14 protein-coding genes and 1 pseudogene are annotated in these 15,627 nt (G+C 68.5%); 8 read left to right on the top strand and 7 right to left on the bottom strand.

Annotated elements, in window-relative coordinates; all coding sequences use genetic code 11:
- Positions 1-14 precede the first annotated feature (14 nt).
- From BFN33_RS05360 to BFN33_RS05345, 4 genes are all read right to left on the bottom strand, one after another.
- On the bottom strand, positions 15-917 hold the full coding sequence (locus BFN33_RS05360; RefSeq protein WP_057617545.1) for an intradiol ring-cleavage dioxygenase: 903 nt from the start codon (positions 915-917) through the stop codon (positions 15-17).
- A complete protein-coding gene (locus tag BFN33_RS05355; protein WP_069758641.1) occupies positions 914-1,975 on the bottom strand; it encodes a maleylacetate reductase in 1,062 nt (353 codons plus the stop codon). Before BFN33_RS05355 ends, BFN33_RS05360 begins: the two co-directional genes overlap by 4 nt.
- Entirely contained in the window at positions 1,972-3,765 is a 1,794-nt protein-coding gene (locus BFN33_RS05350; protein WP_069758640.1) for an FAD-dependent monooxygenase, read from the bottom strand. The genes BFN33_RS05355 and BFN33_RS05350 overlap by 4 nt, the downstream gene beginning before the upstream one ends.
- 143 nt (positions 3,766-3,908) lie before the next feature.
- Positions 3,909-4,847, bottom strand: a complete 939-nt coding sequence (locus BFN33_RS05345; protein ID WP_176742302.1) for an AraC family transcriptional regulator — start codon at positions 4,845-4,847, stop codon at positions 3,909-3,911.
- Between the two features lie 199 nt (positions 4,848-5,046).
- Here BFN33_RS05345 and BFN33_RS54090 point away from each other — a divergent pair.
- Positions 5,047-5,230, top strand: a pseudogene (locus BFN33_RS54090) (transposase); the annotation flags it as partial.
- 47 nt (positions 5,231-5,277) lie between these two features.
- Here the strand turns inward: BFN33_RS54090 and BFN33_RS05340 are convergent.
- The 3 genes from BFN33_RS05340 to BFN33_RS05325 form a co-directional block, all read right to left on the bottom strand.
- Positions 5,278-6,102, bottom strand: a complete 825-nt coding sequence (locus tag BFN33_RS05340; protein ID WP_069758638.1) for an enoyl-CoA hydratase/isomerase family protein — start codon at positions 6,100-6,102, stop codon at positions 5,278-5,280.
- Between the two features lie 713 nt (positions 6,103-6,815).
- Positions 6,816-7,307: a helix-turn-helix domain-containing protein gene (locus BFN33_RS05330; RefSeq protein ID WP_256122638.1), complete on the bottom strand. Its 492-nt coding sequence runs from the start codon at positions 7,305-7,307 to the stop codon at positions 6,816-6,818.
- Between the two features lie 295 nt (positions 7,308-7,602).
- Positions 7,603-8,529: a LysR family transcriptional regulator gene (locus BFN33_RS05325; RefSeq protein WP_057617532.1), complete on the bottom strand. Its 927-nt coding sequence runs from the start codon at positions 8,527-8,529 to the stop codon at positions 7,603-7,605.
- A gap of 127 nt (positions 8,530-8,656) precedes the next feature.
- Here BFN33_RS05325 and BFN33_RS05320 point away from each other — a divergent pair, with 127 nt between their 5' ends.
- The 7 genes from BFN33_RS05320 to BFN33_RS05290 all read left to right on the top strand — a co-directional run bounded on the left by BFN33_RS05320 (position 8,657) and on the right by BFN33_RS05290 (position 15,550).
- Positions 8,657-9,658 (top strand): fumarylacetoacetate hydrolase family protein, encoded by a 1,002-nt coding sequence (locus tag BFN33_RS05320; RefSeq protein WP_057617530.1) that lies wholly within the window; start codon positions 8,657-8,659, stop codon positions 9,656-9,658.
- Positions 9,655-10,617, top strand: coding sequence for a cyclase family protein (locus BFN33_RS05315; protein WP_069758637.1), 963 nt, complete (start codon positions 9,655-9,657; stop codon positions 10,615-10,617). Before BFN33_RS05320 ends, BFN33_RS05315 begins: the two co-directional genes overlap by 4 nt.
- A gap of 33 nt (positions 10,618-10,650) precedes the next feature.
- Positions 10,651-11,781, top strand: coding sequence for an FAD-dependent oxidoreductase (locus BFN33_RS05310; RefSeq protein ID WP_069758636.1), 1,131 nt, complete (start codon positions 10,651-10,653; stop codon positions 11,779-11,781).
- Positions 11,778-12,782 (top strand): amidohydrolase family protein, encoded by a 1,005-nt coding sequence (locus BFN33_RS05305; RefSeq protein ID WP_057617524.1) that lies wholly within the window; start codon positions 11,778-11,780, stop codon positions 12,780-12,782. Before BFN33_RS05310 ends, BFN33_RS05305 begins: the two co-directional genes overlap by 4 nt.
- Positions 12,783-12,795: 13 nt before the next feature.
- Entirely contained in the window at positions 12,796-13,734 is a 939-nt protein-coding gene (locus BFN33_RS05300; protein WP_057617523.1) for a VOC family protein, read from the top strand.
- 95 nt (positions 13,735-13,829) lie between these two features.
- A complete protein-coding gene (locus BFN33_RS05295; protein ID WP_069758635.1) occupies positions 13,830-14,801 on the top strand; it encodes a fumarylacetoacetate hydrolase family protein in 972 nt (323 codons plus the stop codon).
- Entirely contained in the window at positions 14,798-15,550 is a 753-nt protein-coding gene (locus BFN33_RS05290) for an SDR family NAD(P)-dependent oxidoreductase (protein WP_069758634.1), read from the top strand. The genes BFN33_RS05295 and BFN33_RS05290 overlap by 4 nt, the downstream gene beginning before the upstream one ends.
- Positions 15,551-15,627: the final 77 nt, after the last annotated feature.

Here is a 15,627-nt window from a genome sequence, read left to right as displayed (position 1 = left end):
CCCGCCAGCGACATTCAGACGGCATCCGGCGGCGCAAGGACGATGTCAAAGCGCACCCGCGACCAGGTTCCGTCGCCGAGTTCGCGACCATCAGGAGTCGGCGTGCCTTTTGGCTGCTCGATGAAGTCCTTAACGAGCGATTCCTTGACGCCAAACACGCTGTCGCTGCTCAAATAGCCGTCTCCCCGAACGAAGATGTGCGTGACCAAGGTGCGCAACCCAGGAGCGGTGACCATGAAGTGCAGGTGCGAGGCCCGCATCGGCGAGCGGCCGGTAGCCGCGAGCATGAGGCCGACCGGGCCGTCATGCGGGATCGGGTACGGCGTCGGTGTGATCGCCCAGAAGCGATAGGCGCCTTCGTCGTCGGTGAACAGGTGTGCGCGACCACCAGTACGAGCGTCGTCGTACTGAACGTCGTAGAAGCCGTCTTCATCAGCCTCCCAGACCTCGATGCGGGCACCCGCGAGAGCATTGCCTTCCGTGTCCTGGACGGTCCCCTCGACCCAGCACGGCTGACCGGTCGCGGCACCGGCGATGTCGCCGCCGAGCTCGACGCGAGGTGCGTCCTCCACGAAGAATGGCCCGAAAACAGTGGCCTCGGTGGCATCGGCGTACGCCTCGTTATTGATGGCGATGGTCTGCATCGAGGCGCCCAGCGTGTCGGATAGCAGAATGAACTCTTGGCGACGCTCGTCGCACATGTGCCCGACCGTGGTGAGAAAGTCGATGCCCTGCTTCCACTCGCCCTCGGTCAGCCGGACCTCACGCAGGAAACTGTGAAGGTGGCGCACCGCCGACGTCATGATCTCCTTGAGCCGCGCGTCTCCCGTTTGCTCGAAGGAGTCGAGCACGACCTGCACAAGAGCGTCTTCGCGGGAACGCTGCTCCTCGCTGATCTCCGGGTGCGATTGGGTCATCGCGGGTCAGCTCCTTCCCAGGCATCGTGCAGCAAGTGGGTGAGGTTGTCGATGGTGACCGAAGCCGGGTTGCTCGGGGGCACGTTGGGCATCACAGCAGCAGCGGCATCCGCCACCTGAGCCTCCTCGAGACCGACGTCCCGCAATGAACGCGGCGCACGCAGCAGAAGGCGCAGCGCTTGCAGACCGTCGAGGCCGGTGTTGGCCCCGAATGCCCGCGCGAGGCGCGCGTCGGCATCTGGGGCGAAAGGACCGTTCAGGGCGAGGACATACGGCAGCACGACAGCGTGAGTCTGCGCGTGCGGCAGGCCGTACCGGCCGCCGAGCACATGGCAGATCTTGTGGTGGAGCCCCGAGCCGGCGGAGGCAAATGCGACCGCTGAGAGGTAGGCCCCCAACAGCACCTGCTCCCGCCCGGACATCCCGGTTGGGTCGTCGACGATCCGCGGGAGGCCATCGGCCAGGGCTCGGACGCCCTCCGTGGCAAGCGCGACGTTGATGGGATCGGCCGCCGGCGCCCACATCGAGTCCACGCAGTGGGCCAGTGCGTTGAGCCCCGAGGCGACACTCAGCTCCACGGGCAGCGACAGAGTGAGCTCGGCGTCGTACACCACAGCACGCGGCAGCACCCGCGCGTCGGACCCGGTCGTCTTCGTCGTCCCCTCCGTCAACCCCCACACGTCGGTCGCCTCTGACCCCGCGTACGTCGTCGGCACGGCTACGACCGGCAAGCCGCTGGTCAGTGCCACGGCCTTCGCGAGACCTGTGGTCGAGCCGCCACCGACGCTGACGATGAGGTCGGCCTCGTGCTCGGCTGCTACTGCGCGGGCGCGCTCGGCCACGGCGACGGGCACGTGCATCACCACCTCGTGGTGCACCAGCACCACCGGGAGGTCACACGTGATCCGGGCTGCGAGCGCGACCTCGTGCGCGCCGACGACGACCATGACCCGGCGCGCACCGATCGCTTCAACCTCCGCGGCGAGCGACTCGGCCGCATCTCCGGTTGCGAAGCGCACCCGCTGGCCGAGCGTGTGATGGACGAACGGGCCGGTCACACGCGCCCCAAGACCTGAGCGAGCGCAGCGCGCAGCGCCGCGGTCGGATCGGCGGGCAGCGACGGCGAGCGCCAGGCGATGTGCTTGTCGGGACGGACCAGGAGTGCCCCGCTCTCCTCGATCTCGCGCGCCCGCGCCCAGTCGTAGTAGAGGTCGGTGACATCGCGACCGGGTCCGATGACGACGGCCTCAAGCGGAACACCGAGGTCGGCGGCAACAGCACGGGCGGCGTCCGCCCAAGCCTCACCGGCGATACCCGTGATGAGGGTGAACCGGTCGTAGGGCGCCAGGTCCATCATCGCCTGCTTGTGACGGTGATCGCCGACCCATGCGTGCGGCAGGTGGGCGCCTGCGGCGGTGGTCGACTCGTAGTAGAGATCGGCATCCCGTGTTGGCGCCGGACGATCGGCGCCATCGGGGACGATGGCGGCCGAGGTGTAGAACTGACCTAGCTCGACGCCGTGAGCATTGAACTCGTAGTTCTTGAGCTCCATCGCCTTGACCAGCGCCTCGCGCTTAGCCGCACCTTCGGGCGAGTTGGCCTTGCGCTCCTCTATCCGGGCAACCATCTCCTCCTCAGTCTTGGCCTCGGTGACGCCGAGTGCCACGAAAAGGTCGACGAACTCGCGGCTGGATCGGTTGGCCCGCTTCACGATCCGCTCCGCGACCGGCGCCCGCTCCTCGGAGTAGGTCTCCAGCAGGCTGGGCCTGGCGTATCCGCGCAGAACAGCGGCCAACTTCCACGCCAGGTTGTACGAGTCCTGGATGGAGGTGTTCGAGCCCAGCCCGTTGCTCGGTGGATGGCGGTGCACGGCGTCGCCGGCACAGAACACTCGACCGGACTGCAGGTGGGTCGCGTACATCTCGTTGTTGCCCCACAACGACGTGCCGGTGATCTCGACCTCGAGGTCGGGCATGCCGAGGAGGTTGCGCACGATCTGCGTCGCCGCGGCCTCGTCGACGGTCGGTGGCTCACCGGCGATGTCGTAGCCCCAGACGATCAGCCACTCGTCCCACGGCCGGACCATCCGCACCAGGCCGGCGCCGATGCCGCCGACGTTGGAGCCGGGCTGGATCACCCAGTAGAGGACAGATGGACGATGGCCGACGTAGGCCGCGATGTCGGCCTTGAAGGTGATGTTCATCGAACCGGCGATGTCCATCGCCCCCTCGAACGGCAACTCGAGATCCGCGGCGACCTTCGAACGGGCCCCGTCGGCGCCCACGAGGTACTTTGCGCGAATGACGTACTCCTGGCCGGTGAGCCGGTCGAGCACCTGCACGGTGACGCTGTCGGCATCCTGGGTGTGCGAGAGGTACTCGGTCGAGAATCGCGACTGGGTGCCGCGCGCGGTCGCATTCCTGACCAGGATCGGCTCCAGATAGGTCTGCGGGATGTCGACGGTCAGGCACGGCGACGCCAGCTGATAGTCGGCCTCGCGGGCGGGACTCGTTCCCCATGTCAGGATGCGCCCGATCTCCTCGCCGGCGATCGAGGTGCAGAACACGGTGTCGCCGACCAGCTCGTGGGGTGTCGCGTCCGCAAGGACCTGTGCCTCGATGCCGAGGTCGCGGAAGACCTCCATGGACCGCTGGTTCGTGATGTGGGCGCGTGGAGTGTTGGCTGTCCACCGGTACTTGGTGATCATGATGTTCGCCACGCCCAGCGTGGACAACGCGAGGGCCGCGGCCGATCCTGCGGGCCCGGAGCCGACCACTACGACGTCGGTCTCGACAACCGCAGTCGTCGGCAGCTCGGTCTCGGTCAGGCCGTCGTCGAAGCTCGGCATCACGCCACCCTTCCTCGGGCCAGCCGCGCGCCGGACCCATCTCCCTGCCAGGGTCGACGAACACCCCCGGCCAGGTCGATGACCAGCCGCCGTCTGGGCGGAAACGCAAAACGGTGGCCGAATGCCGCAATCGATCCGGTGGCTCAGCGCAACGCGGTGGCCCGAGCCGCGACGGCGCGTCGGCGGACCTCGCCGGCTCGCTCGCCGAACCGAGCGGTGAAAGCGCTCGAGAAGTGGGCCGCAGAGGTGAACCCGCACTGGTAGGCGACCTCGGCGATGGTCATCGAGGTCACGGCCGGAGTCTCGAGCAGCTTCCGGGCCCTCTCGAGACGCAGACCGCGCACGAGCTGGGGCAGCGTCGTGCCCACATCGGCCAAGACGCGCGACAGGTGGCGCGTGCTGATGCCGACCGCCGCAGCGACCTGTGGGGCCGAGAGCCGGCGATCGCGCAGGTGCTGCTCGATGTAGGAGTATGCCGCCGCGCGATGCGCCGCACGCAGGTCATCACGGTTGCGGCCGGTCAGGGCGACGACCAGCTCCAGCAGCGTCTCCTCCTGGATCGGCACCGGATCCTCGTCGCGAGCTGCACCCCCGACCGTGCGGGCCAGGGTGTGAGCAAAGGAGTTGGACCCGGCCGCGAAGTCCACTACGAGAGGTCGCAGGACAGCGTCGACTCCGGTCGCCTCGGCGAACACGTCGCGAGGTATCTTGAGCACCAGCTCCTCCAGCCCGCGGGAGAAGCCGCGCATGAAAGGCCGGTCGGCGTCGCACATCAGAAGCTGACCTGGCTGGACGGTGCGCAGACCGTCGTCGTGGTAGAAGAATGCCTCGCCGGCCAGGTTGAAGAACAGCGCGACCGACTCGGCCGGCCGGCGCCGCACCATCTCGGCGTCGCGCTCGACGACATGGGAGCTTCCCCGCACCCGTGCGAGGTGGACCCGGCCGAGCTGGACGTTGATCTCGGTGGCGTCGAGCGCCGCAGCGCCCAGGGTTCGACACCGCAGCCCGATCAGCGCGTCAGCGTTGTGACCTTCCCACAGCTCGACCCGCTGGTCCTCGGGAAGGTCGGCCGTCGAGAACACCACCGGATTGACTGGGACCTGTGTCATGTTCGGAGCCTACCTACCACCTGTGCTCGCCGTGGCTCGCGTCATGGCTCCGGGTTCGGCTCATCCTCGAGGCCGGGGCCGCCCCCGCCCAGCAGCAGGTCACAGCCGATGAAGAGTCGACTGAATCGCCAACAGCCGTGGGCCTCCTTGCGGAGCTCTCCGCGATAGAGAACCGAGGCGTGCAGGACGTGGCGGTCCCAGCCCGGTCGACGCGTGCGAGCGCACGACCGGGCAGAAAGCACCACGTCCTTACCGACGGGTAGTGCATCCCACTCGCGGTGTTGCTGACCGGCGGAAACCATAACGACGTCACTCAACTGCTGTCGTTGCTCGACAAGATCCCAGCTGTGACTGGGAATTGCGTGTCCCATGGAGCAGGGGACGGCACAAACGCCCGAGAGGCTCACAACCTTTTGGCGACGTGCTTGCCGAGATCGAGTTCGATTCCGTCAGGTTGCTGCAAGCCGCGTTCGAAGAGGCTGCGCACGTGATCCGCGTTCTCCGGACGTCCCCCTGTGCGCCTGATGGCGGCCAGAGCGGCTGCGTAGTCCCCCGCTGGGATTGCGGTGGCCGCGTCGACGAACTCCTTCGTGCCGGAGACCGCGGTCTTGTCGAAGCCGGCGATGCGGCGGGCGAAGGTGTCGACGAAGTCGTCCAGTTCGTCCTCGGGAAGAATGCGGTTGACGTAGCCGTATTCGGCGGCGAGCTGGGCCGGGAAGTCGTCTCCTCCCACCACGATCTCCATCGCGCGGCCCCGGCCCACCAGCTCGGCCAGTCGCCCCATCGGGTTGCCGCCGGGTACGGCGCCGAAGCCCACCTCGGGCTGTCCCAGGATGGCGTTGCTGCCGACGAAGCGAATGTCCGTGTTCAGGACGAACTCACTTCCCGCTCCTCGGGCACGGCCCTTGATGGCCGAGATCGTGACAGCCGGGACCCTGCTGAGGCGCAGAAGGCTGTCCGGGTAGGGGAGGAGTCCGGTGGGACCGGGCGCTGTGGCGTAAAAGCGCTGCATGTCGGACCGGAGGTCGAAGTGTGCCATGAAGAAGTCGGGGTTGGCACTCTGGAACACCACGACGGTCAGATCGGGGTCCTGCTCCATACGGGTCACCAGATCGCCAAGCTGCTCGACGGTGTCCAGATCGATGAGGTTGATCGGGCCGTTCTCGAAGGTCACCTTCCAGTAGGAAGGCGACACCGCATGTACTTGAAATTGCGAGGGATTGCTCATGGGGGTGACCCTAGAGCGTCTAACTTTAAAAATGCAATCCAGGTGGGATGTGACTCTGCCTCAACTGCCGAGGGAAGCGGCAAGTGCCCCGCCTGAAGAAGGCGCTGTGCATCCCTACCCGGCGGACGGGGCCGGTTCGGCCGTGGCACCCGGGAACTCCGCCGTCGGCGCCAATCGAACCCGGACCTGCCCAGCGCGGACATCCGCATCGGGTACGCGAGGTCCTTGACGGGCTCTCACCGCCCACCGCTCGCTCCCGGAAATGCTCGCCGGGCCCCTGCCCAGCATCTACGACCCCACAGGCCCGGGAAAGCCGCTGTTCGCATTCTTCGCGGCGGCGGAGACCGAGCGGCAGAACATCCGCGAGTCCACGCCTAAGGGCTCGACACCGCGGCCCGCGAGGGCAAGCAGGTTCCGCCCGTCATCACCGACGACATGCGCCACACCATGCTCGGCCGCCGCGCGGCCGGCGAGTCCGCCGAGCAGATCCAGCCCGACCTGATTTCTTCACTGGCAAACGCAAGGGCCAGAACCCCTGGATAGCCAGCATCTACCGGGCACTCGCCGAGCACGCCAAACGCGAGGCATACCCCGAAGCCGTCGCCCATGCACACGCCGACTTCTCCGCCCTCCAGGCCGGAGAGGTCCCGAGTCACGGGCCAAGTCACAGCTCGTACGGTGCCACGCCTTCAGGGGCACGGCAGCGCTGAGCGCTAACGACTGCTCCGCTGTTTCCCGAGGCCGGATGAGTTCTGAGGGTCAGGTGCTGCCATCAGCGACACATCCTCCATGGGGACCTCGCGGCCGTCCTCATCGAGGAACCCCACGTGGACGGCCCGACCCGTGGAGCGGGTCCGCTGGCAAGCGGAGGGGCCTGCGGGCCGCGGACGGTGACGGTCGCCCCACTGCTGCAGTGCACCCAGCACGGGCTGCAGTTCCAGCCCGGCCGGCGTCAGGTGGTAGCTCTTCCGGGGCCTGCTGCCAGCCTCCTGGTAGGCCAGTGTCCGCAGCACTCCGGCGTCGACGAGAACCTTTAGCCGGTCACTGAGCAGGTTCGACGCGATGCCGAGAGAATTCTGGATTTCAGCGAACCGGTGCCTGCCGTAGAGGACCTCACGCAGCACCAGCAGAGTCCACCGCTCGCCGAGTACCTGCAGGCTCCGCTCCATGGAGCAGGCCGGCTCGTCATCCATGGAGCCGGACACGTGCCTTCCTGACGGCACAGAACACACCTCCACATCGACGCCGGGTACTCGTTCCGGCGGCCACGTACTGCCCCCGCAGCCGCATCGTATGCCTGAGTTTACTATCAGAAGCCAGAAGACGCGCGCGCCTGCTGGGCGGGAGCAGGCGACTCGGGCAGGTCCTGCCACGGGATGGCGGTGTGCATCACGTGCAAGATCCGGCACTGCCAAGGGACACGGCAGACTCACGTGCGTTCCTGTCTGAGACATCCCGCGCAAGTCAGATGACACACAAACGGCGTCCCGGCACATCACGTCAGGCCGGTTTCTGGCTCTCCCGGTCGAGCAGCCTCCGAGCTGCCCGCGTGGCCGTCTCGCGCAGCCAGATGTGAGCGGCGTCGTGAGTATGCACCGGGTGCCACCACAGTGCCTCCCGCAGCGGAATGGCCTCGTACGGCGGCTCCACCACCCGCACGGCGGCGAGCGGCGCCATCAAGCGGGCGAGGCGGGCCTGCACCAGGGCGATCCGCCGCGTGCCTGCCACCAGGTGAGGCAGCAACTGGAAGCTGTCGACGGAGACCTCCACGCGGGGTTCGATGCCCAGCATGCCGAGCTGGCGCACCGCGGGGGCGTCGTACGTGCGCTGGTAGGTGACCCAGGGCAACTGGGACAGGTCCTCCGCCGTGATGCGGTCCTCGACGCTCGGGTGATCGTCGGCGACGAGGAACACCCAGTGGTCGTCGTAGAGGTCGGTGGCGGGGAAGTCGCTGATGATGCCGTGAGGCATGAGCAGGCCGTCGGTGGCACTCAGCAGCGTGGCGGTGTCGTCGACGACGGTGGGCGGGGTCTGGGAGAAGCGCAGCCGGATGCCTGGTGCCTCCTCGTGCACGACGCGGGCGAGCTCGGCGCCGAAGACGGCGACGGCGTAGTCCGACGCGATCAACCTGAACTCGCGGGTCTCCTTGGCCGGGTCGAAGTCGGCTTGGCTGGCGAAAAGGCGTTCCAGCACGTCATAGGCAGTGGAGGTGCGGTCGAGCAGTACCTGGCCGAGGGCGGTGAGTTCGTAGTGGCCGCCGACGCGGGCGAGCAGGTCGTCGTCGAAGTGGCGGCGCAGCCGGGCCAGAGACGCGCTCATGGCGGGCTGGCTCAGCCCGACTCGCTCGCCAGCTCGGGTGACATTGCGCTCTTCGAGCAGCGCGCGCAACGCGACGACGAGGTTGAGGTCGAGGCGGGCCAAATTCACGGACTTCCCCTTCGCGGTACGGCGATTACCAGCGAGAATAAAACACATGGATAGTGATCATCCATAGGATCGATTTCCCTGATTGCTGGTGCGCGGTCCAGATTAGTCGCACCGCAATCGGGAGGACATGTCCGTGAAACCTGAACCCGCGTCCGCGCTCTTCGTCGGACCATTCGCCCTTGCCACGCTCTCGGCTCCGGACGGGTCAGCCTTTCCCTCCTTGGTGACGCCCGACGGCCAGGCGCTCGACCTGCGGCGGGCCCTCGGCGACGAGCGGCTGACCGCGCTGGACGTACTGGACCGTTGGGAGGCGGTTCTGCCGCAGCTGCGCGCGCTGGCGGCCGACCCCGCCCTGCCCCGCACACCCGTCGCGGACCTTCGCGTGCACGCGCCGATCGCCCCGCGGCAGGTGTTCCAGTCGGGCGCGAACTATCGCCAGCATGTGATCGACCTGCACGTGGCCCATCGCGCCCCCGGTGACGACCGGCCCGAGGCTGAGCGCCGCGCGGAGGCGGCGGAACTCATGGACCGGCGGGCCGCGGAGGATCTGCCGTACGTCTTCATCGGACTGCCGAGCGCGATCACCGGACCGTACGACGACGTGGTCCTGCCTGCCTGGGCCGAACAGCCGGACTGGGAGCTGGAGTTGGCGGTCGTCATCGGTCGGGCCGCCTATCAGGTATCGGTGGAGGAGGCGCCGGAGTACATCGCCGGGTACACCATCGCCAACGATGTGACCGACCGGGCCACCGTCTTCCGCCGGGACATGCCGCAGATCGGCACGGACTGGCTGCGCAGTAAGAACGCCCCGGGGTTCACCCCGCTCGGCCCGTGGATCGTCCCGGCCGAGTCGATCGCGCACCCCGACGACCTGCAGGTCACGCTCAAGCTCAACGGCGAGACCCGACAGGACGAGTCCACCAAGGACATGATCTTCAAGGTCGCTCGCATGGTGGCGCACGCCTCGCAGACCGCCCAGCTTCTGCCCGGCGACCTGGTGCTCACCGGCAGCCCGGCCGGCAACGGCATGCACTGGGGCCGGCTGCTGCGCGACGGCGACGTCATGGAAGGCTCGGTCACCGGGCTCGGCGTGCAGCGCACCCGCTGTGTGGCGGAGGTCGCGCCGTGACGCTGGACCGCCACAACCCTGAGGCCGCAATCGCCGAAGCGGCCAAGGCCTTTTCCAACTGGGAGCGTTGGGGCGAGGACGACGTGCTCGGCACGCTCAACTTCCTCGACGAGGCCAAGCGCCGCGAGGGCGCGGCTCTCATCCGACGGGGCGTCAGTTTCTCGCTCGCCCAGTCCTTCGACATGAACGGCCCGCAGAAGGGCTGGCGGCGCCGCACCAACCCGGTGCACACCATGCTCGACACCGGCACCGACGCCGCCCTCGGCAACCAGGGCTTCCCGCACGGCATCGGCGGCGCCGACGACGTGATCGCGATGCCGCTCCAGTGCTCCACCCAGTGGGACGGGCTCGGGCACATCTTCGACCACGGCAAGGCGTGGAACGGCCGGGCGGCCGAGAAGGTCGTCACCTCCGACGGCGACCTGGTCACCGGCATCGAGCACATGGCTCCTCACGTCGCCGGGCGCGGCGTGCTGCTGGATGTGGGCCGCGTCATCGGTGACGGCGGCGAACTGCCCGACGGCTTCGCCATCACCGAGGAACACCTGACGGCGACGGCCGAGGCTCACGGGGTGGCAGTGGGCCGCGGTGACCTTGTGCTCGTGCGCACCGGCCGGCTGACCCGGGCCCGGCGTGACGGCTGGGGCGACTACGCGGGCGGCGACTCGCCCGGGCTGTCCTTCACCACGGCCAGCTGGCTGCACGGCACAGAGATCGCCGCGCTCGCCACCGACACCTGGGGCTTCGAGGTCAGGCCGAACGAGTTCGAGCCCGCCTTCCAGCCGCTGCACCAGGTCGCCATCCCGCACATCGGCCTGCTCATCGGCGAGATGTGGGACCTGGACGCGCTCGCCCAGGACTGCGCCGCAGATGGCGTGCACGACTTCTGGCTCACCGCAGCACCCCTGCCCATCACCGGAGCCGTCGGCTCCCCGGTCAACCCCATCGCTGTCAAGTAACCAGCGGAACAAGGGAGTTCCCCAATGACCCCTATGAGTAGAGCCCGCACGGTCCTGGTGATCGGCGGCGGTGCAGCCGGAAACGCCGTCACCCTCCTTCTGCGTCGCGGCGGAATCGCCGTGGATCTGATCGAGGCCAGGGATGACTGGAATGCCACCGCCGGCTCTGGCATCAGCCTCCAGGGCAACGCCCTGCGCGTCCTGCGTGAACTCGGGGTGTGGGAGCAGGTACAGGCGTCCGGCTTCAGTTACGACTCGGTCGGCATCACCGCTCCCGACGGCACCGTGCTACACGTCGCCCAAGACATCCGCACCGGCGGTGACGACCTGCCCGCCACGCTCGGCATGCAGCGTCCCCAGCTCCAGCAGATCCTTATCGACGCCGTGCGCGCGAGCGGCGCCTCGGTGCGCCTGGGCACGACCGCCCAGCTCCTCGACCAGGACGCGAACGGGGTCTCCGTACAATTCTCCGACGGTACCGAGGGCCGTTACGACCTGGTGATCGCCGCCGACGGGCTCGGTTCCTCGACCCGCGCGGCGATCGGCATCACCGACAAGCCGGAACCGACCGGCATGGCCATCTGGCGCATCGCCGCCCCGCGCCCCACCGGTGTCACCCGCACCGACCTCGCCTACGGCGGGCCCTCCTACATCGCGGGCTACAGCCCCACCAGCGACAGCACCCTGTACGCGTACGTCGTCGAGGACAACCGCGACCGTGCCTCGATCCCACCGGCAACGTACGCCGACGAGATGCGCCGCCTCGCCTCCGCCTACGGTGGCTTCTGGCCGGAGATCACCGAGCACATCACCGACCCGGCGAAGGTCAACTACACCTGGTTCGACCAGCTGCTGGTCGAGGGCTCCTGGCACCGCGGCCGCGTCGTGCTGATCGGCGACGCCGCGCACTGCTGTCCGCCCACCCTCGCTCAGGGCGCGGCCCTTTCCCTGGAAGACGCGTGGGTGCTCGCCCAGTTGCTGACCGCCACCGAGAGCTGGGACGACGCGCTGTTCCAGGCGTACTACGAGCGGCGTATCGCCCGCGTCCGACCGGTGGTGGTGGCGTCCGTGCAACTCGGCCAGTGGCAGCTCGACGGCGTCCGAGACGCGGACATTCCCGGTCTGATGGTCCGGACCATGACGATGCTGCGGGAGCTGCCGTGACCGCACTCACCGTCGACGTGCACGCCCACGTCCTGCTGCCCGAGGTCGAAGCACTGGTGGACGGCCTGCCGGGTCTGGCCGAGGCGAAGGCGCTGGACGCCCGGCGCAACGGCCCGGCGGCCCTGGCCGTCAACGGGCCCATGGTGCGCGAGCGCATCCCCCGGCTGACCGACGTCACCGTTCGGCTGGCCGCGATGGACGGGCAGGGCGTGGACGTCCAGCTCGTCAGTCCATCCCCCTCGCACTACCACTACTGGGCGGACGAGGATACGGCCGAGAAGATATACCGGCTCGCGGGCGAGGCGACGGCGACGCATTGTTCGGCCGCCCCCGACCGATTGCGCGGACTCGGCCTCATACCTCTGCAGCACCCGCGGCTCGCGGTACGCGCCCTCGAGCATGCCCTCGAACAGGGGCTGAGCGGCGTGGAGATCTCCAGCCATGCCCCGGGCCGTGAGCTGTCCGACCCGGCGTACGAACCGCTCTGGTCGCGGGCCGAGGAGACCGAGGCAATCCTCTTCCTGCACCCCTTCGGCTGCACGCTCGACCAGCGGCTCGACCAGTGGTACCTGTCCAACACTGTGGGACAGCCGACGGAGAACGCCGTCGCTCTCTCCCACCTGATCTTCTCCGGCGTTCTGGACCGGCATCCCGGTCTGAAGGTGATCGCCGCACACGGCGGTGGCTATCTGCCCACGCACATCGGCCGTTCCGACCACGCCTGGTCCACCCGTTCAGACGCCGGCGCCGGCTGCGCCCACCTGCCCAGCAGCTATCTGAAGCGCCTGTACTTCGACTCCCTCGTCCACGACCCGCACGTCCTGCGGGAACTGGTGCGCGTGGCCGGTCCCGACCGTGTCTGCCTCGGATCGGACTTCCCGTTCGACATGGGAACCGAAGACCCCGTCGGCGCGCTCCGCGCCGCCCAGTTGTCCGAGGCCGACTTCGACGCCGTACGCGGCGGCAACGCCGCCGCCTTGCTCAACCTCACCCTCGACTGAGGAGGATCCCCCCATGAGCACACGCCTGCTCACCCACCTGCGGCACGTCGACCTCGCCGTGCCCGACTACGACAAGCAGCTCGATTTCTACGCCGGTGTCTGGGGTCTGACCAAGGTGGCCGAGGACTCCGGCATCTCCTTCCTCGCCGCCGAGGGCTCCCCGGAGCAGTACGTCGTCCGGCTGCGCAAGGCCGGTGAAAAGCGCCTGGACCTGGTGTCCTACGGCGCCGCATCCAGCGAGGACGTCGACACGCTCGCCGAGCAACTCCTCGCTGGAGGCGTGCAATTGATATCCCAGCCGGGCAAGGTCGACACCCCCGGCGGTGGCTACGGCTTCCGTTTCTTCGACGTCGACGGCCGCACCATCGAAGTCTCGGCAGACGTCGAGGTCCGGCAGCACCGCAGGATCGAGGAGAAGGAGTCCATCCCGGTCAAGCTGTCGCACGTCGTCCTCAACTCCCCGGATCTCAACGTCACTCGGGAGTGGTACGAGCAGCACCTCGGCTTCCGCCTCTCCGACACCCTCAGCTCCCCGCACATGGGCGAGGTCATGCACTTCATGCGGATCTCCAACCAGCACCACTCCATGGCCATCGCCCAGGGCCCGCACACCTCCGTGCACCACGTCTCCTTCGAGATGCGCGGCCTGGACGAGTACATGCGCGGATCGGGCCGCGTCATCCGGGCCGGCTACCAGAAGGTCTGGGGTCCCGGCCGGCACATGGCGGGCGACAACACCTTCACCTACTTCCTCGATCCGCACGGCAACACCGTCGAGTACACGACGGAGCTGGAGCTGCTGGACGAGGACACCTGGCACCCGCACGTCTACGACTTCTCCCAGCCTGAAGTCGCCGACCAGTGGGGCACCGCCAACCCGATGAACGAACTCGTCGCCAAGGAGTCGTTCAACGACCCCGACCGCGGGGTCTTCGTCGCCCCGCCGGTCTGATCCCAACCTCGACACCCGGGGGCGCGGTGGCCCTGTCAACTGCCCTGACTGCACAAGCGCCGCGCCCACGGGCCCTGCCTGCCAGGAGCCGCACCATGCGTTTCGCCGCCTACGAACACCAGCACCGCCACCGCGTGGCCGTCGTGGAGGACGACGGCACACTCCTCCCGCTACCCGGCGTCCCGTCGTTCACCGCTCTGTTGTCGGAAGCCGGCGGTCTGCCCGGAGTGCTGGCCATGGGCGCGGCGGCGCTGGACGTACCACCTGGCCCCCATGTCTCGGAGGTCCGGCTGCTGCCTCCCCTACAGCCCGCGTCGGTACGGGACTTCGTCACCTTCGAGGAGCACGTGGAAGGCGTACGGCGGTCCGTGCAGAGCGCCGTCGGCGTACCGGAACAGTGGTACGCCGCTCCGACCTTCTACTTCACCAACCCGCACGCCGTGTACGGCCCCCACGACGACATCCCCGTCCCACCCGGCTCCACGGTCCTGGACTTCGAACTGGAGGTCGCCGCCGTCATCGGACGCGAGGGCCGCGACCTCACGCCCGAGCAGGCCCGCGACCACATCATCGGCTACACCGTCTTCAACGACTGGTCCGCCCGCGACCTCCAGTCCGCCGAGATGAAGGTCGGCCTGGGACCCTGCAAGGGCAAGGACACCGCCACCACGCTCGGCCCGTACCTGGTCACCGCCGACGAACTGGAGCCGTACCGGGATGCCGAGGGTTTCTTGCGGCTGGCGCTGACCGCCGAGGTCAACGGCGAGGTCGTCGGCAGGGATCTGCTGTCCAACATGAGCTGGACATTCGAGGAGATGGTCGCCTACGCCTCGCGCGGTACCCAGGTCATGCCTGGCGATGTCCTGGGCTCCGGCACGTGCGGCAACGGCGGCTGCCTCGCCGAGTTGTGGGGCGTACACGGCGAGCAGACCCCACCGCCCCTCAAGCCGGGCGACACCGTCACCCTCACGGTGGAAGGTATCGGCACCGTGTCCAACACCGTCGTCCCGGGCGCCGATCCGGTGGCCCTTCCCACCGGCCGACGCCGGTCCCGGGAGCGGCCGTGACCGACCTCCACCGCAAGAGGCTCCTGGGCCGAGTCGTTGTGGTCACCGGCGCGGCGCGCGGCCAGGGCGCCGCCGAGGTGGAGGCGCTCACCCGGGAGGGCGCCCGGGTGATCGCCACCGATGTGACCGAGGCACCCGGCTGCCGCCGTCTCGACGTCACCAGCGAGCAGGACTGGGCCGATCTCGCCGCAGAGTTGAGGGAGGCGTACGGGCAGGTCCACGGCCTGGTCAACAACGCGGGCATCACCTGGCGCGCCCGCCTCGGCGACGTCCGGGCCGAGGACTTCGACCGCGTCCACTCCGTCAACGTCACCGGCCCGCTCCTCGGCATCCAGCACCTCGCCCCGCTCATGCCACCCAGCTCCTCGATCGTCAACGTTGGCTCGTCCGCCGCGCTCACGGCTCACTATCCGGTCGCCTACACGGCCAGCAAGTGGGGGCTGCGTGGCCTTTCCAGGGTGGCCGCACTGGAACTCGGGCCGCGCGGCATCCGCGTCAACACCATCCATCCCGGCTACATCGACACCGAGATGACCGCCTCCGCTGCACCGGCCTTCCGCGAGACCAACATCCGGGAAACACCTCTGGGACGCACCGGAACCGTCGACGAGGTCGCGCCCCTGGTGGTGTTCCTGCTGTCGGACGAGTCGTCGTTCATCACAGGCTCCGAGATCCCGGTCGACGGCGGCCTGACCACCCACGGCGGCGTCAAGTCCGTGTCAGACGCCCTCCGCGAGGGGACGCAGTGAAGCTGCTCGAAGGCAAGGTCGCCCTGGTTTCCGGCACCGCGCGGCCAGGGCCGGGCCGCCGCGTTGCGCTTCGCGGC

The sequence above is a fragment of the Streptomyces sp. LUP47B genome (assembly GCF_001746295.1).
Taxonomy (GTDB): domain Bacteria; phylum Actinomycetota; class Actinomycetes; order Streptomycetales; family Streptomycetaceae; genus Streptomyces.
The sequence above is the reverse complement of the archived record's forward strand: the minus strand, read 5'-3'. Positions and strand labels throughout refer to the sequence as shown.